This is a genomic window from Pseudomonas sp. NPDC089918, assembly GCF_050280605.1.
GTDB lineage: Bacteria > Pseudomonadota > Gammaproteobacteria > Pseudomonadales > Pseudomonadaceae > Aquipseudomonas.
In genome coordinates, this window is sequence record NZ_JBNNVP010000001.1 from 94,546 (window position 1) to 112,037 (window position 17,492).

Consider the following 17,492-nt stretch of genomic DNA (forward strand, 5'->3'; position numbering starts at 1 on the left):
ACTCTTGCGAGTTCAGGCGGCCGTTTCATTTAACGAAGGTTACGCTTGAGCGGCGATGCGCTTCTGCCTGGCCCGACGCGACAGCATGTTCAAGCCTTCGATCGTGGCCGAGAACGCCATGGCCGCGTAGACGTAGCCTTTCGGTACGTGGGCGCCAAAACCTTCGGCGATCAGCGTCATGCCGATCATGATCAGGAAGCCCAGCGCCAGCATCACCACCGTCGGGTTGTCGTTGATGAACTTGGCCAGAGGGTCAGCGGCCAGCAACATCACCAGTACCGACACCACCACCGCGATGATCATGATCGGCAAATGCTCGGTCATGCCGACGGCGGTAATGATGCTGTCGATGGAGAACACCATGTCCAGCATCAGGATCTGACCGATCGCAGCAGCAAAACCCAGGGTCACGGTCGAGGTGGCCGAGGTCGGATCATCCGGCGCCGGGTCCATGCTGTGATGGATCTCGGTGGTCGCCTTCCACAACAGGAACAGGCCACCGGCAATCAGGATCATGTCCTTCCAGGAGAACGCATGGCCGAGAATATCGATCACCGGCTCCGTCAACTGTACGATGAACGCGATGGTGCTCAACAGCGCCAGGCGCAGGATCAACGCCATGCCGATACCGATGCGTCGCGCTTTCTGGCGATGCTGTTCGGGCAGCTTGTTGGTGAGGATCGAGATAAAGATCAGGTTATCGATGCCGAGCACGATTTCCATCACCACCAGCGTGGCCAGGGCGACCCAGGCAGTGGGGCTTGCAGCAAGTTCTAAAAGGTATTCCATGGGTCAGTCCTGACTCGTTGTAAACGGTTTAGATTTCCTGGGACGAAGAGTCGGTTTTGTCCGTCTCTTTGGCCGGTTGTTCTTTCTTGCTGATCAAACCGCCCGTGGCATCGCTGAGCGCTTGCTCTGCCGCCTTGTGGGTATCGTCAATCGCCTGTTTGGCGGTTTCGGCAGCCTTGCCCATCAATTGCTGAGCGCTTTTCTCGGCCTGGTCGCAACCGGCCAGCACCAGTAAAGACGTGATCAGCAGTGCTGTGGTTTTAAGCTTCATGATGCTTCCCTCGATAGAACAGACAGAACCGAAAAGGCGATCCGTCGATAGCGAGGCATTCTAAGGAAGCAAACACTTCAGGAAAATTCGTATTTTTAGCGGTTATACTTCGGTTTTAACGAATCCATACAGTGTATGGCGTATGCCCTACGGATGATGTGAACAACGGGATTTCACCAACATGCTTAATTATCGACAGCTGCATTACTTCTGGGTGGTGGCCAAGACCGGCAGCATTGTGCGCGCCTGCGAGCAATTGAACCTGACGCCACAGACCATCAGCGGGCAGATTTCCCTGCTCGAGCAAACCTATGGCATCGAGTTGTTTCGCAGGGTCGGCCGACAGCTGGAACTCACCGAAGCCGGACGTCAGACGCTCCCTTACGCCGAGCAGATGTTCCAACTCGGTGGCGAACTGGAGTTGATGCTGCGGGCGCAGCCCAATGAGCAACAGATTCTGTTTCGGGTGGGCGTCGCCGACGTGGTGCCCAAATCCATCGTTTATCGCCTGATCGCACCGACCATGGAGTTGAGCGAGCCCCTGCGTATCACCTGTCGCGAAGACAAACTGGAACGTTTGCTTGCCGACCTGGCGATTCAACGCCTTGATCTGGTGATCTCCGACAGCCCGATGCCCTCGAATCTGGACATCAAGGGCTACAGCCAGAAGCTCGGCGAATGCGGCATCAGCTTCTTCGCCACCACAGAGTTGGCGGCTCGATATGGCCAGCAATTCCCCCACAGCCTGCACGGCGCCCCACTGCTGATTCCCGGACCGGAAACCGTGGTGCGCAGTCGCTTGCAACGCTGGTTTGCCGAACAGCAGATCCAGCCGCGGATCGTCGGCGAATTCGACGACAGCGCCCTGATGCAGGCCTTCGGCCAATCCGGCAGCGGGATATTCATCGGCCCGAGCGTGATTGCCGACGAAGTGAAACGCCAATGCGACGTGGAGTTGATCGGCCAGACCGACGCGGTGCGCGAGTCGTTCTACGCCATCTCAGTGGAACGCAAGGTCAAGCACCCCGGCATTGTCGCCATTACCGAAGGTGCCCGACGCGAGTTGTTTGTCGAGATGTGAGACGTCAGGCGCAGATTTCGCGAGGTTTGAAGGTCATCAGCGCCATCGCCAACAGGATCGAGACCAGAATAAAACCAGCCGCCGCGAAACCCAGGCCGCCCAGGCCCACACTGTCGATCACTCGCCCACCGACCATCGCGCCCAGACCGATTCCGAGGTTGGCCCCGGCGATATTCAGCGATGCAGCAAAAGCCGGAGCCTCAGGCGCAGCCTTCATCAGGCGCACGTGACTGACCAGGAACAGTGCGGCCTGAGTCACGCCCCAAATACCCATCGCTGCCGCCAGACCGAGGGGTGAATGAATGTTCGGCACCAAGGCCACCATGCCGGCAATCATGAACGCACAAAACGTCACAGAAGCGATCAGCGGATGCCGATCCACCGCACGGCCGCCCAGCGAATTGCCGATCAAGCCGACCGCACCAAAGCCCATCAGGCACCAGCCGACCACCGTGCCGTCGAAACCGGCCAGCCGCTCAAGAATGTCCGCCAGGTAGGTGTACGCGGTGAACATGCCGCTGAACACCAGGATCGATAACAGCACATGCCCCAGCATCAACGGGCTGCGCAGAATTTTGAACTGCGAGCGAAAACTCACCTGATGCTGGTGCAGGTTGGTTTTCGGCAGGTAAATAAACAGCAGCAACGCCTTGGCAAATGCGATCACCGCCAGAATGCCGAAAGCACTGCGCCAGCCGAACGCATCGGAAATCAGCGTACCCACCGGAATACCGAACACCGTGGCGCAGACAATGCCGAAACCAATCTTGGCGATGGCCCGCCCGGCGTAGTCCGGCCCGACGATGTCCACTGCAGTTTCACTGGCCAATGCCCAGAACACCGGCAGCCCCAACGCCGGAATCAATCGCGCAACGGCCATCACCCCGATGTTCGGCGCCAGTGCCGCCAGCGTGTTGGCCAGGCCGAACATGATCAGCACGCTGATAAACAGTTTGCGCCGTTCAAACCTTGCAAAGTAGGCGGTCAGGAACGGCCCGAAAGCGGCCACGGTAAAGGCGAACAGGGTCACCAGCAAACCCGCTTGAGGGATGCTGACGTCCAGATCACGGGCGATTGCCGGCAACAGGCCGACGATGATGAATTCCGTGGTCAGCACCGTAAAACCGGCGGCGGACAACAGAAGAATGGGCAACAGCATGCAGAACTCCAGGAAAACGACGACACCAGCGACAGCCCGAAGGCTCACTGGCAGAACTTGAAAATGAGGATGGCGAAGCTTAACAGAGTGTTTCCGGACGAGGTTGCACGAACCTGCAAATCGCGTTGAGCAATCGGGTGGCAGATCGTCACAGGTCTGAAGGATCACGGCTACGCTGTGATAAAGTCCGCGACCTGCAGTACGTACACCCTGTTCATCGGCCAATCATTGGCATTGATGTCGCGATCCCCTTCGGTTCCCTCCATGTGGCCTGCCCGGCTTTTTGCTGCATGAGCCAAGGAACCCTGCACCCTAATAAAATCAGAGATGCCGTTATGACCGCTTCATCCCCTTCTCTCTTGCAACGCCTGAAACACAGCAGCCTGGTCACGCAAATCATCATCGGCCTGATCGCCGGGATTACCCTGGCGCTGTTCGCGCCTGAGTTGGCCAAGTCCACCGCCTTCATCGGCAAAGTGTTCGTCTCGGCGCTCAAGGCTGTCGCGCCGATTCTGGTGTTCGTGCTGGTCATGGCCTCGATTGCCAACCATAAGCACGGCCAGGAAACCCACATCCGGCCGATTCTGTTTCTGTACCTGCTGGGCACCTTCGCGGCGGCCGTGGTGGCGGTGATCGCCAGTACGCTGTTTCCGTCGAGCCTGGTGCTGTCGACCCAAGACGTTGCGGTGACCGCACCGGGTGGCATCAGCGAAGTGTTGCAGAGTCTGTTGCTCAGCGTGGTCGACAACCCGGTCAGTGCGTTGATGAACGCCAACTTCATCGGCATTCTGGCTTGGGCGATCGGCATGGGTGTTGCGATTCGCCATGCCGGCGAGACGACGCGCGAAGTACTGGGCGATCTGTCCAATGGCGTGACCTTGATCGTGCGTCTGGTGATTCGCTTTGCGCCATTGGGGATCTTCGGCCTGGTGGCCTCGACCCTCGCCACCTCCGGTTTCGGTGCCTTGATCGGTTACATGCATCTGCTGGCTGTGTTGTTGGGCTGCATGCTGTTCGTGGCGCTGGTGATGAACCCGGCCATTGTGTTCTGGAAGCTGCGTCGCAACCCGTATCCGCTGGTACTCACCTGCCTGCGCGAGAGCGGCATCACCGCCTTCTTCACCCGTAGTTCGGCGGCGAATATTCCGGTCAACCTGGAGTTGAGCAAGCGCCTGGGCCTGCACGAAGACACTTACTCGGTGTCGATCCCGCTCGGCGCCACCATCAACATGGCCGGCGCTGCGATCACCATCACCGTGTTGACCCTGGCCGCCGTGCATACCCTGGGCATCGCCGTGGACATTCCGACAGCCATCCTGCTCAGCATTGTCGCGGCGATCTGTGCCTGTGGAGCCTCGGGCGTGGCCGGCGGTTCGTTGTTGCTGATTCCACTGGCGTGCAGCCTCTTCGGCATCCCGAGCGAAATCGCCATGCAGGTGGTGGCAGTCGGCTTCATCATCGGTGTGTTGCAGGACTCGGCGGAAACCGCGCTGAACTCCTCCACCGACGTGCTGTTCACCGCGGCGGCGTGCCAAGGTGAGGAGTTGAAGGCGCAGCGTTTGGCGTAAAACGCACCTGTAGGAGCCAGGCTTGCCGGCGAAACGTGGGAGCGGGCTTGCTCGCGAAGGCGGTGTATCAGGCAACGATGATGTCGACTGACACTCCGTCTTCGCGAGCAAGCCCGCTCCCACATGGAGGCTTGCTCGCGAAGGCGCCAGCACAGTCAATATTGATGTCGCCTGACACACCGCTTTCGCGAGCAAGCCCGCTCCCACAGGGTTCCGCGCTTAACTGACTGGCCCGGCTCACTTCAACAACAAAAGGTAAATCCGGTCGCGCCACTGCCCCAAGGAAGGCGCGAACACTTCGATGGATTCGTGCCGCGCACGCGTTGTGCGCAAGGATTTTCCATGTCAGACAGTCGCCCTGCCCGCTACCTCAGTGAAACCGACCTCAAACGCTACGTGCCGGTGCATGTGGTCTGGGAAATCACCCTGGCCTGCGATCTCAAATGCCTGCATTGCGGCTCACGCGCAGGCCACAGACGCCCCGATGAATTGAACACCCGGGAATGCCTGGACGTCATCGATTCCCTGGCCGCCCTCGGCACCCGCGAGATCACCCTGATCGGTGGTGAAGCCTATTTACGCAAGGACTGGACGCAACTGATTCAGGCCATCCACGATCACGGCATGTATTGCGCCATTCAAACCGGTGGACGCAACCTGACACCGGCGAAAATGCAGGCAGCGGTGGATGCCGGGCTCAATGGCGTCGGTGTTTCACTGGATGGACTGGCCCCGTTGCATGACGCGGTGCGCAATGTTCCGGGCTCGTTCGACAAGGCGGTAGACACCTTGCGACGCGCCAAACAATCCGGACTTGCGGTGAGCGTCAACACCCAAATCGGCGCAGCCACGTTGCCCGACTTGCCCGAGTTGATGGACCTGATCATCGGCCTCGGCGCCACTCACTGGCAGATCCAGCTGACGGTCGCCATGGGCAATGCCGTCGACCACCCGGAGCTGTTATTGCAGCCTTATCAACTGCTGGAAGTGATGCCGTTGCTGGCGCGTCTGTATCGCGAAGGGGTCGATCGCGGCCTGCTGATGAACGTGGGCAACAACATTGGTTACTACGGTCCTTATGAACACATGTGGCGTGGTTTCGGCGACGAGCGCGTGCATTGGAGTGGCTGCGCCGCCGGCCAGACCGTGCTGGCGCTGGAAGCCGACGGCACTGTCAAGGGTTGCCCGTCATTGGCAACCGTGGGGTTTTCCGGCGGCAACGTTCGCAACATGAGCCTGCACGATATCTGGCACTACAGCGAAGGTATGCACTTTGGCCGACTGCGCGGCGTCGAAGACCTGTGGGGTTATTGCCGAAGCTGTTACTACAACGACGTCTGCCGTGGCGGCTGCACCTGGACGTCGCACTCCCTGCTTGGCAAACCCGGCAACAACCCCTACTGCCATTACCGCGCGCTGGACCTGCAAAAACGCGGGCTACGCGAGCGCATCGTCAAACTCGAAGACGCGGCAAAGACGTCCTTCGCCGTCGGACGTTTTGACCTGATCACCGAGCGCATCGATACCGGCGAGACGGTCAGCAGCGTCAGCGACAGCGGCCAGGTGATCAAACTGGCCTGGGCAAACCAGGGCCAGAAATCGCCGGACGAAGGACGTATTCCACCGCAACTGGCGCTGTGTCGCGGTTGCTTGCAGTACATCCACGCGCACGAAGTGACCTGCCCTCACTGCGACGCCGATGTCGCCGCCGCAGAAGCCGTGCACCAGACAGACCGTGCCCGGCAACAAGCGATTATCAACACCCTGACCGGCCTGCTGGGGATGCCGCAAAATACCTTGATGTAAGGGAGTAATGGTCCGTCAGTCAAAATGCGATACCTGTGGGAGCGGGCTTGCTCGCGAAAACGGCGGCACAGTCAACATTGATGTCGTCTGACACACCGCTTTCGCGAGCAAGCCCGCTCCCACATGGATTGCGCTTAACTGACGGGCATTTGCCAAGGCGGTCCTTGCGCAAATCTTTCCTCCAGCCATTCCTTGAATGCCATGAGTGTTGCCGGCGTAAAAGCTGCTGATGCTCGCACCAGATAAATCCCGCCCTGGGCATCCAGGTCCCACTCCGGCAGAACGCGCACCATCTGGCCGTTGGCGATCTCCCGGCTCATCAGCCACTCGCCTGCGCCCAAAATACCGACGCCGGCCTTGGCCGCGGCGAGCAACGCCTCGCCGTCGTTCGAGGTCAAGGTGCCCCTGGTGATGACCCTCTCCTGCCGATCCCCCTTCGACAAACGCCATTCAGGAAACGCCGCAAGGCCAGTGAAACCCAGGCAGTTATGCTCGGTCAGTTCTTTCGGACTGGTCGGTAAGCCGTGCTGTTCTATGTAACTCGGTGAAGCGCAGAGAATGCGGCGATGATCGCTGAGCTTCTTCGCGACCAGGCGGTTGTCATTCAATTCGCCAATACGAATCGCCGCATCGAATCCTTCACCAATGATGTCGACAACGCGATCGCTGTAATCCACCTCGACGGAGACCAATGGATGAGCCGCCAGAAATTCCGGCAACATCGACGCCAGCCACAAGCGCCCCATCGCGGCGGGAAAAGCCAGGCGCAAAACGCCACGAACCTGCGCCGCGCCCAGTGACGCTTCCTGTTCAGCCTCGATGATCAACCCCGTGGCAGAGCGCAGGCGTTCGACGAGACGGTTGCCGGCATCGGTCAACCGCACCTGTCGCGTCGTGCGCTCCATCAGCCGCACGCCCAAGCGCTTTTCCATGGCCGCCAGGCGCTTTGAAATCACCGTCGGATGGCGTTGCAGCAGGCGTCCGGCAGCCACGAACGAATGCGCCGAGGCGACCGCAAGAAGCGCTGCAATTTCATCGATGTGGCGGCTGTCCAGTGGGTTCACAAAACACTCTTTTTTCAGGTAACAGACGATCAGGGCTTGAGGACGATCGCTCCGCGAGATTGGCCACCTTCCAGATCGGCATGGGCCCTGGCGACATCGGCCAATGCATAGCGGCCCCAGATGCCGGGCTTGATTATGCCTGCCTCGACCGCCGCCAGTACATCATCGGCCCGTTGCCGGTATTCGGCGATATCCGTGGTGTGCGCGGCGAGTGAAGGACGGGTCAGGAACAACGAGCCCTTGGCATTGAGCGTGGCCACTTCGACCGCCGTCGGCGCCCCGGAGGATGCCCCGAAAGACACCATCAACCCACGCGGTCGCAAGCAGTCGAGCGACGCTTCGAACGACACCCGCCCGATGGGATCGTAGACCACATCGGCTTTCTTGCCGTGGGTGATCTGCGCCACATCCGCGGCGAGTGTCTGGGCATTGAACACCAGCACCGCATCGCAACCCAGCGCCTTGGCTGTCTCGACACTCTCGGCCCGGGACACAATGCCGATGACAAAGGCCCCCAGGTGTTTGGCCCACGTCGCCATGATCTGCCCGAGGCCGCCCGCCACGCCATACAGCACCAGGGTGGTGCCGGGGCCGACCGGATAAGTCGTCTTCAGCAGGTACTGCGCGGTAATACCTTTGAACAACACCGCGGCCGCCTCTTCAGCCGTCAATGCGTCGGGAATCGGCACCAGCCGCTCGGCCGGAAACAATCGCGCACTGGCGTAAGCGCCAGCAGGCCCCGTTGCGTACGCCACCCGATCACCCACCTTGACGTTGCTCACCCCCGCGCCGATGGCGGCAACCCGGCCCGCCCCTTCAAGGCCCAGCCCCGACGGCAATGGCAGCGGTACGGCGCCCTTGCGCTGACTCACATCGAGGAAGTTGACGCCAATCGCCTCCTGCTCCAGCCAGACTTCACCCGGCCCCGGCTCACGCGCCGTCACCTGCTCGATGGTCATCACCTCAGGTGCGCCGGTGTGTGCGATACGAACGACAGAAACCATTGCCTGACTCCTTCACTTCAGCGCAGCCCATCTGCGCCATGTGGGGAAGTATCGGTATTCGATTTCACGCTAACAATACAGCTTCACTGCAGTTCATTACTGCATGCAGTGCAGCAGTGTGAAACTCGCAGCGCCAGCGCGATAACAAGGGCCAGGACGATCAACACCATGGCGACGGCAAACGTTACCTGCATGCCGTTGGCGATGGCGGCGGGAGATGCCGTGGTGATGTCTGCCGTCGCCGACGCAAAGGCGAACACCGCGCCCATGACCGAGGCCCCGGTGATCAGCCCGAGATTGCGCGACAGGCTGAGCATGCCGGCAATCACGCCGCGCTGGTCCGCACGGATGTCGGTCATGATCGCAGTGTTGTTGGCCGCCTGAAATAACGCATAGCTGGCCGTGATCACCGCGATGGGCGCGAGGTAACCGAGGAGGCCGAAATCCGCCGGTATTATTGATAAAGCCCCCGTTCCGAGCACCATTGCCACAAGCCCGAGAAAGGTCATGCGCCGAGTGCCAAAACGATCCACCAGGCGACCGGCCGGTATACCGGTCAGCGCCGCCACCAACGGCCCCACCGACAAGGCGAAACCGACAAGTGCCGTGCCGAGCCCAAGCGCCCCCGAAAGATAAAACGGCCCGACCACCAGCGTCGCCATCATCACCGTCGAAACGAGCGTGCTCATGGCCAGGCTCGCGCTCAATCCTGGCTCGCGGAACAGCGCCAATTTAATCAGGGGTGATGCAACCGTGGTCTCAACGAAGATGAAAAGCCCAACGCCAAAAGCAGCCGTCAGCAGCAGCACGATGTTGACCGGCCCAAAATCACCGTGCCCGATCGTCATGGCCAGCGCATACGCCCCGAGCGTCAACGCCAGCAGCAACGTGCCTGCCTTATCGAACCCCTCCCGTGGCGCTTTCGTCCGCTGTGCATCCGCCGGCAAATAGCGATACGCGAGCCAGATATTCAGAACACCCAGCGGCACGTTGATCAGAAAAATCGCCTGCCAACCTGCGCCTGCGATCAACATCCCACCGAGCGACGGCCCCAGCGTGGTGCCGATCGCCGACATCGTACCGAGCAGCCCCATGGCGCTGCCGGCCTGCGCTTTCGGCACCGTCTCGCCGACAAACGCCACGGTCAGCGCCAGCATGATCGCCGCCCCGAGCCCTTGCACCGCCCGGGCGCCGACCAGCCACCCAAGCGACGGCGCAACACCACAGGCCAGCGATGACAGGGTAAAAATGCCGATGCCCGTCAGCAGCAAGCGCCGACGACCGACGAGGTCACCGAGTCGTCCAACGCTGACAATCAGCGTGGTGATCGCCAGCAGATACGCCAGAACAATCCACTGCACTTGCTGAAAGGAAGCATCGAACGCTTGGGCCAACGTCGGCAAGCCGGCATTGGCGATGCTGGTGTCGAGTGAGGGCATCAACATCGACAGCGAAAGGCTCGCGAGCGTCCAGCGGACCGAGCGTGATTGAGTGCTGAGTTTCATGGTTTAGCCAGATCTGAAAGGTAGATCAGCAGCGTATGCCCGTGCGTGACATGGCGGAAGGCGCACCATTTGCACTTGATAGTTGCGTTTGACGCCATGTCACCCGCACGCCGTGCTAACGTTGAGGCATGACGACTCCCGACCTGAATTTGCTGATTACCCTGGATGTGCTGCTCGCCGCAGGCAGCGTCGCACGCGCCGCCCAACGACTGCGCCTGAGCCCGTCGGCCATGAGCCGGGCGCTGGCGCGATTGCGCGAAACGACGGGCGACCCGCTGCTGGTCCGGGCTGGACGCGGGCTGGTGCCGACGCCCCGAGCGCTGGAACTGCGCGAACAGGTCAGCCGATTGGTGCAAGACGCAGAAGCCGTTTTACGCCCCGCCGAACAGCTTGATCTCAAACAACTGGTCCGGACGTTCACGCTACGCACCAGCGACGGTTTCGTCGAAAACTTCGGCCCGGCGCTGATTGCCCGCGTCAGTGCACAAGCACCTGGCGTGCGCTTGCACTTCGTGCAGAAGCTGAACAAGGACAGCGCCGCGCTTCGCGACGGTTCCGTCGACCTGGAAACCGGTGTGGTCGGCGGCACGACGAGCCCGGAAGTGCGCACCCGTGCGTTGTTCGAAGATCATTTCATCGGCGTCGTGCGCACGGGGCATCCGCTGAGTCAGGGTGAGGTCACCGCCTCCCGTTATGCCGCTGGAAGGCACATCCTGGTCTCACGGCGCGGGCTCGATAAGGGGCCGATGGATGAAGCCCTGGAAGTGCTGGGGCTGGAGCGCGAGATCACCACCATCGTCGGCGGCTTTTCGGCCGCGCTGGCGCTGGCTCGCGCCTCGGACCTGATTGCCACCGTGCCCGCGCAACACAGCCGAAACCTGCGCGCCGGCCTGCACAGTTTTGACCTTCCGCTCGACCTGCCGCCGATCACCATTTCGATGCTCTGGCACCCACGCATGGATGCCGACTCAGCGCATCGGTGGCTGCGTGAATGTGTTCGAGAGGTTTGTACGTAACCCGCCGGGCAACCCGCCAGTCAGCCTGTCTGACGGCTGGTTCGCAGGGCTCCCTAGGCCAGCAGCGTACGAAGTTGCTTGTGCAAATCATCCGCGCACAGCTTCAGCTCATTGATGAAGGTGGTAGCGACGGATGTCTGAGGCCGGTACAGCGGTGTGATGAGGTTGATAGAAAACGGGATCGAAACGGAAAACCGCCGCATGCACACGGTTTGATCAGCAAAACTCAAGGCGGTCAGTGGGTTGATGATGCCGACGCCGACGTTCTGTTGAACAAAAAAGCAGACGGCTGCGGCGCTGTGAGTTTCGATCACTGTGCGACATTTGACCTGTGCGTCAGTCAGTATCCTGTCGAGGATGATCCGATAAGGATCCTGGCCCGACAAGCTGACCATGTTGATACCCGCCAGATCCTGGGGAGTGATCACCTTTTTACTGCACAGCGGATGATTGGGCGGCAGCACGCACACTTCGTCGCCGGTGAAGACGTTTTCGCATCGGGTGCCTGCGGGTGTTTCGCTGTTCTCGGTCAGTCCGAAATCATGGCGTTGGGCGGTCATCCACTCTTCCAGTAGAGGGGATTCCTGAGGGGTAATGTTGATATTGACGTCGGGATTGGCATTGATGAACCGTCCGCACACGTAGGGCAGCAGGCTCTGGGAAAAAGCAGGCAGGCAGGCGATCGACAGGCTGGTCTGGAAGTTCTTGATCGATTGCGCGGCGTTGTGGATGCGTTCGAGTCCGTAGTAGGAAGTTTTCACCTCTTCAAACAAACTCAGCCCCTGAGCGGTTGGCTGCAAACGCGCCTGTGTGCGTTCGAACAGTTTGAGCCCCAGCACGTGTTCGAATCGAGCGATCTCACGACTGACGGTTGGCTGTGAGGTTTTGAGCAGTGCGGCGGCCTTGGTAACACTCCCGGTGGTCATGATCGCCCAGAAAATTTCGACTTGCCTGAAACTGAATCGCACTCTATCCCCCCAAGGCAGGCTCGGCCTGAATCCATTCAAAAAGCGCCGGCGAGCATAGCATGGGCAGAAATTCCGTCTGCCATTGGGGTATATCAGATTTGAAATACAGCCCCAAAGAAATGATATTTTTACGGTAGCGGCAAAGTGCCTAGACTTGCCCGACAAGTTAACCAAGACAACTTTCACTCTTCCCCAAGAGCCCCCATCGGTGCCTGTTTCACGGCGACGGCAGACCTTTATCGTTGATCGCGCAAAGTACTTCGAGGGAACGTGCTCGAGCCTTCCGGGAAGGCCTGTGTCTGGTACGAACTCAGCCCTCCTCTTCTTTGATCCAGGTGTATCACTGTGAAAAAAATCAATCCTTTGCTGCTAACACAATTGGCTCACGAATTCGGCACGCCGTTCTGGTTGTATGACGCCGACTCAATTCGCCGCCGTGTCGAGCAGATGCGTGCATTCGATGTGATTCGCTACGCGCAGAAAGCCAATCCCAACATCCAGATACTCAAATTGATGAAGAGCCTGGGGGCTGTCGTCGATGCGGTGTCCCTGGGCGAAATCGAGAGGGCCCACAGAGCCGGTTTTCGTAACGACGGCGACCATGCGCAAATCGTGTACACCTGTGATGTACTGGATGAAGCAACGCTGCAACGTGTTATCGAACTGAACATTCCGGTGAACGCAGGCTCACCGCAAATGCTTGAACAGCTAGGGAAAGCGAGCCCCGGGCATAAAGTCTGGCTACGGATCAATCCGGGGTTTGGTCACGGCCACAGTCGAAAGACCAACACCGGAGGTCAGAGCAGCAAACATGGCAACTGGCATGAAAACCTGGACGTCTGTTACCAGCTGATCGAAACCTACAACCTTGAGCTAGTGGGGCTACACATGCACATTGGCTCCGGCGTCGACTACGAGCATCTGCAGCGCGTTTGTTCGAGCATGGTCGAGCAGGTGCTGCGCTGCCCTTTAGACATCAAAGCAATCTCGGCGGGTGGCGGGTTACCGGTCGCCTACCGCGAAGAAGACCCACAGATCGACATTGTCGAGTACTACAGGATCTGGGATCTGGCACGTCGCCAGATTGAGGAGCACCTCGGACACGGCGTAACACTCGAGATTGAACCGGGGCGCATTCTGGTCGCCGAAGCGGGCTGCCTGGTGACCCAGGTCAGGGCAAAAAAGGATGTCGGTACGAATCACTTCGTGCTGGTCAATTCGGGCTTCAACGATCTGATGCGGCCGGCCATGTATGGCAGTTACCACCAGATAACCGCCCTCCAGAAAAACCCTTCGCCCCATGATGCGCCGTGGCGAGAAACAGTGGTTGCCGGTTCGTTATGCGAGGCTGGCGATGTGTTCACTCAACAGAGCAATGGCGAAATCAGTCATCAGTTGCTGCCTGATATGGAAGTGGATGACCTGTTGGTGTTCCATGATTGCGGCGCCTATGGCGCGAGCATGTCGTCCAATTACAACAGCCGGCCGTTGATACCGGAACTGCTTCTGGATGGCGACTCGGTCACCGTGATTCGTCGTCGTCAAACATTCGATGAGTTGCTTTCGCTGGAAACGATTTAAACCAATAAGCGGACGCAGGCGGGCTTGCTCGCGAAGACGGCGGCACAGGCACCCTTGATGTCGCCTGACACACCGCCTTCGCGAGCAAGCCCGCTCCCACAGGCCCTGCCCGCTCGCCAGGACTTTTCACGCGGCCACAGGCAGTGGCTTTGGCTTGAGCAGGAAATGTCCGAGTGCCGGAACCAGCACCAACGCCCCCACCATGTTCCAGATGAACATGAAGCCCAACAGAATGCCCATGTCGGCCTGGAACTTGATGGGTGACAGTACCCAGGTCGTCACCGCAACGCCCAACGTAATGCCCGTCATGACGACCACTTTTCCCGTGGAAAGAAGCGCCAGGTAATAGGCATCGGACAAGCTTGAGCCGTTGCGCAGGTTGGTGAGTGTCACGCTGAGGATGTACAGCGCGTAGTCAACCCCGATGCCCACACCCAGTGCGATCACCGGCAGGGTTGCCACTTTGACACCGATGTTCAGGCCCACCATCAAGGCTTCGCACAAAATCGAAGTCAGCATCAATGGCAACACCGTACACACCACCGCTCGCCACGACCTGAAGGTGATGAAGCACAGGGCGATGACCGCCGCGTACACCATGAACAGCATCTGCACGTTCGAACGTTTCACCACGATATTGGTGGCCGCTTCAATACCGGCGTTGCCCGCGGCATTCAGGAACTGGATCTGATCGGTGTTATGGATCGCCGCAAACTGTTCGACGGTCTGGACCACACTGGTGAGCGTGTCAGCCTTGTGGTCCTTGAGGTAGACGTACACCGTCAGCAGGTCGCAGTTCTGGTTGAACAACTCTCGCGGCGCGCGGGTGATGATTGCATTCAACAGCCCCTGGTTACGGGGTATCTCATACCAGGTCATGCTGCCTTCGTTCATGCCCGCTGCGGCCTGCTTGCTCAGTGCCGCCAATGACGTCGTCGAGACCACGCCCGGCAATTGCTGAAGCTGCGCTTCCAAGGCATCGACGGACACCAGTGTCTGGTAGTTGGCGCAGTAGTATTGGGGTGTTTTCACCATCACCACATACTTGTCACTGCTGGCGGAAAAGTTGCTGACCATGAAGCGGTTGTCGCTGTTGTAGCGCGACTCCGGACGCAGTTCCGGTGCCCCGGGATTCAAATCACCGATCTTCACCTGCAGGCTGACGGCAAACCCTGCCACCCCGAGTATCAGGGCGACGATGATTGCGCCGCTCGCCCATTTGCGCTCGGTGAAGCGATCCAGAAATGCCCAAAACGGATGCCGGGCGTGATGAGCGTCCAGTTTCGAGAACTTGTCGTTCGCCGCTTCGCGCTGCGCCGCCGCTTTGCTGACACCGGTGTACGACAACAGAATCGGCAACAGAATCAGGTTGGTGAAAATCAGCGCCAGCACGCCAATCGTCGCGGTGACTGCGAGATCCTGAATCACCGGAATCTTGATGATCATCAGCACGGCGAAACCCACGGCGTCTGCCACCAGCGCCATCAGACCGGTCAAAAACAGCCGGCGAAAGGTGAAGCGTGCCGCCACCAACTTGTCGGCACCGCGCCCGATGTCCTGCATGATGCCGTTCATTTTCTGCGCGCCATGGCTCAACCCGATCGCAAACACCAGGAACGGCACCAGGATCGAATACGGATCGAGATCAAAGCCCAGGGTGGGGAGCAATCCCAGCAACCAGACAACGGCGATGATCGAGCACAGCAGCACCAGCAATGTGCTGCGCACGCAACGGGTGTACCAGAACAGCACGATGCCGCACATCACCAGTGTCGCGGCGAAGAACAGCTGCATCTGGCGCATGCCGTCAATCAGATCGCCGACGACTTTGGCAAAGCCGGTGATGTGGATTTTGATGTTGTCGGTTTCGTACTGCGCGCGAATCTGCTCCAGACGACTTGAGAGCGCGTTGTAGTCGAGCGGCTGACCGTCGTCGGAGGTGGTTTCCTGAAGCGGCAATAGCACGATGCTGGACTTGAAATTGGAGGCGACGAGCCGCCCCACCTCTCCCGATCGCTCAACGTTCTGCCGCACCTGATCCAGGCTTTTGGCAGAACCGTCGTAATCGTCCGGTATCACCGGCCCGCCGTCGAACCCCTCCTCTGTGACGCCGATCCAGCGGGTCGCCGGGGTCCACAGGGACTTCATGTAAGACCGGTCGACACCGGGGAGCAAAAATACCTCGTCGTTGATTTTCTTGACCGTCTCAAGGTAGGCGGCATCAAAAATACTGCCGTGCCTGGCCTCGATCGCAATCCGCAAGGTGTTGCCACCCTCGCCCAACTGGCCACGATTTTTCAGGTAGTTCTGCACATACGGGTGATCGGTCGGGATCATTTTTTCGAAGGCGGCATTGAGCTTCAGACTCAGCGCCTGATAGCCGAGCACCAGGCTCAGCAGCACGCAGATGCCCAAGACGATGCTGCGGTGGTTGAACAGCAGCCGTTCAACCAGCGTGCCGGAGGAAGGATCGAATACATCCGGTTCAGGGACGATGAGAGGCTCGGCAGAACGAGTAAAGCTGTTCATTGATCGTGCTCCGGCGATTCGACTGCCAACGCGGACGACAGCATGCCGCGCGCGCTACTGATGATCAGGTCACCGTTCGCGGCTTGCGCCATGCCTGTGAAGTAACTGGTTTTGGGTATCTGCAGGACAGCGGCTTTGCTATCGCCGTCGGCAAAGCGCAGCACTCTGCCCGACTCATCGGCGAGGAGTACCGAGCCATCGTCAAGCCGCAGACCGCTGGTCAATGTGACGGGCTGCAACGTGTCGAGGGGTTGCCAGGTAGCGCCGCGATCCCCGGACTCGAAGGCTTTGCCTCGAAGCCCGAACGCCAGAATCGAACCGCTGCCGGTCGCCTGAAGCCCGAAGGTCGTGCCCTCATAAGGCGATGCCAGCGCCTCGAAGGTTTGTCCCTCGTCACTTGAGCGCAACAGCGTGCCCTGCTCTCCGGCGACGAACAGATCTGCCCCCACCCGCTCGATGCTGTAGAGATGCAAACCGTTCGGGTTATCGAGACGGGAACGGATGGATTGCCAGCTCAGCCCGCCGTCATGGGTGATAAACGCGAGGCCATAAGCGCCCACCACCCAGCCGTTCCTGGCGTCCAGAAACAGCACATCCAGAAACGGTTTGTCGGGGCCGTCATCGACCAGTTGCTGTGCTTGAGCCATTTGTTCATCGGTGCCGCGCTTGGCCTCCTGCAATTCGATTTCGGCTGCCTGGACGCCATCCAGCTGTTTGCTCCAACTCAGACCACCGTCCTGGCTGTGCAAGACAACCCCGGCATGCCCGACCGCCCACCCTTGGCGCTCATCAATGAAGCGAACCTTGACCAGCGTCATGCTGACCGGGGAGCTGACTTGCTTCCAGGTGCCGCCATTGTCGTCAGAGACAATGATGAACCCTCTTTCGCCGACGGCCACCAAGCGTTGCCCGGCACGCGCAACGCTGAGCATGACCGATTGGGCGGCCATGGCGCTGGTGATCGCAGGCGTCACCGGCAATCCATCGGGTTGTGCCGCCGCAGCCGTGCCGGTGAACGCCGTCATGATCGACACGCTCAACATCAACGCCTTGAGCGGATATTTATGTACAAGCCTGGGTGTTTGAGTACGCATTGGCGAGCCTCGATGATACGGTTCCGCGGCCGCGATGTCAGTGACACCGCGTCTCTG

General features: G+C 59.7%; 14 protein-coding genes. 5 read left to right on the forward strand and 9 right to left on the reverse strand.

The window, feature by feature from the left end; all coding sequences use genetic code 11:
* Positions 1 to 39: 39 nt before the first annotated feature.
* Positions 40 to 789, reverse strand: a complete 750-nt coding sequence (locus ACQKPC_RS00440; RefSeq protein ID WP_008073087.1) for a TerC family protein — start codon at positions 787 to 789, stop codon at positions 40 to 42.
* Between the two features lie 28 nt (positions 790 to 817).
* Positions 818 to 1,060 carry a hypothetical protein gene (locus ACQKPC_RS00445; protein ID WP_123496528.1) on the reverse strand — a complete coding sequence of 81 codons (243 nt, stop codon included), beginning with the start codon at positions 1,058 to 1,060 and terminating at the stop codon, positions 818 to 820.
* A gap of 181 nt (positions 1,061 to 1,241) precedes the next feature.
* On the opposite strand from ACQKPC_RS00445, the gene nhaR reads away from it, so the two are divergent.
* Positions 1,242 to 2,141: a transcriptional activator NhaR gene (gene nhaR, locus ACQKPC_RS00450; protein WP_427622728.1), complete on the forward strand. Its 900-nt coding sequence runs from the start codon at positions 1,242 to 1,244 to the stop codon at positions 2,139 to 2,141.
* 4 nt (positions 2,142 to 2,145) lie between these two features.
* Here nhaR and ACQKPC_RS00455 read toward each other — a convergent pair whose 3' ends face one another.
* Positions 2,146 to 3,300, reverse strand: a complete 1,155-nt coding sequence (locus tag ACQKPC_RS00455; RefSeq protein WP_008073084.1) for an MFS transporter — start codon at positions 3,298 to 3,300, stop codon at positions 2,146 to 2,148.
* Between the two features lie 335 nt (positions 3,301 to 3,635).
* Between ACQKPC_RS00455 and sstT the strand changes: the two genes are divergently transcribed.
* Together sstT and ACQKPC_RS00465 are read left to right on the forward strand one after the other, a co-directional pair.
* A complete protein-coding gene (gene sstT, locus ACQKPC_RS00460; protein WP_008011408.1) occupies positions 3,636 to 4,868 on the forward strand; it encodes a serine/threonine transporter SstT in 1,233 nt (410 codons plus the stop codon).
* A gap of 342 nt (positions 4,869 to 5,210) precedes the next feature.
* Entirely contained in the window at positions 5,211 to 6,674 is a 1,464-nt protein-coding gene (locus ACQKPC_RS00465; RefSeq protein WP_008012209.1) for a GDL motif peptide-associated radical SAM/SPASM maturase, read from the forward strand.
* Positions 6,675 to 6,808: 134 nt separating this feature from the next.
* Here ACQKPC_RS00465 and ACQKPC_RS00470 read toward each other — a convergent pair whose 3' ends face one another.
* From ACQKPC_RS00470 to ACQKPC_RS00480, 3 genes are all read right to left on the reverse strand, one after another.
* On the reverse strand, positions 6,809 to 7,738 hold the full coding sequence (locus ACQKPC_RS00470; RefSeq protein WP_427622729.1) for a LysR family transcriptional regulator: 930 nt from the start codon (positions 7,736 to 7,738) through the stop codon (positions 6,809 to 6,811).
* 29 nt (positions 7,739 to 7,767) lie between these two features.
* Positions 7,768 to 8,742 (reverse strand): quinone oxidoreductase family protein, encoded by a 975-nt coding sequence (locus ACQKPC_RS00475; protein WP_427622730.1) that lies wholly within the window; start codon positions 8,740 to 8,742, stop codon positions 7,768 to 7,770.
* Positions 8,743 to 8,825: 83 nt separating this feature from the next.
* A complete protein-coding gene (locus ACQKPC_RS00480) occupies positions 8,826 to 10,247 on the reverse strand; it encodes an MFS transporter (RefSeq protein ID WP_427622731.1) in 1,422 nt (473 codons plus the stop codon).
* Positions 10,248 to 10,375: 128 nt separating this feature from the next.
* Here ACQKPC_RS00480 and ACQKPC_RS00485 point away from each other — a divergent pair, with 128 nt between their 5' ends.
* A complete protein-coding gene (locus tag ACQKPC_RS00485; protein ID WP_427622732.1) occupies positions 10,376 to 11,263 on the forward strand; it encodes a LysR family transcriptional regulator in 888 nt (295 codons plus the stop codon).
* A 53-nt stretch (positions 11,264 to 11,316) separates the two neighbouring features.
* Here the strand turns inward: ACQKPC_RS00485 and ACQKPC_RS00490 are convergent, their stop codons facing one another.
* Positions 11,317 to 12,417, reverse strand: coding sequence for a LysR family transcriptional regulator (locus ACQKPC_RS00490; protein ID WP_427622733.1), 1,101 nt, complete (start codon positions 12,415 to 12,417; stop codon positions 11,317 to 11,319).
* Between the two features lie 159 nt (positions 12,418 to 12,576).
* Between ACQKPC_RS00490 and lysA the strand changes: the two genes are divergently transcribed.
* Entirely contained in the window at positions 12,577 to 13,812 is a 1,236-nt protein-coding gene (gene lysA / locus ACQKPC_RS00495) for a diaminopimelate decarboxylase (protein WP_427622734.1), read from the forward strand.
* Positions 13,813 to 13,938: 126 nt separating this feature from the next.
* Here the strand turns inward: lysA and ACQKPC_RS00500 are convergent, their stop codons facing one another.
* Positions 13,939 to 16,341 (reverse strand): efflux RND transporter permease subunit, encoded by a 2,403-nt coding sequence (locus ACQKPC_RS00500; protein WP_427622735.1) that lies wholly within the window; start codon positions 16,339 to 16,341, stop codon positions 13,939 to 13,941.
* Entirely contained in the window at positions 16,338 to 17,435 is a 1,098-nt protein-coding gene (locus ACQKPC_RS00505; protein ID WP_427622736.1) for a WD40/YVTN/BNR-like repeat-containing protein, read from the reverse strand. The genes ACQKPC_RS00500 and ACQKPC_RS00505 overlap by 4 nt, the downstream gene beginning before the upstream one ends.
* Positions 17,436 to 17,492 lie beyond the last annotated feature (57 nt).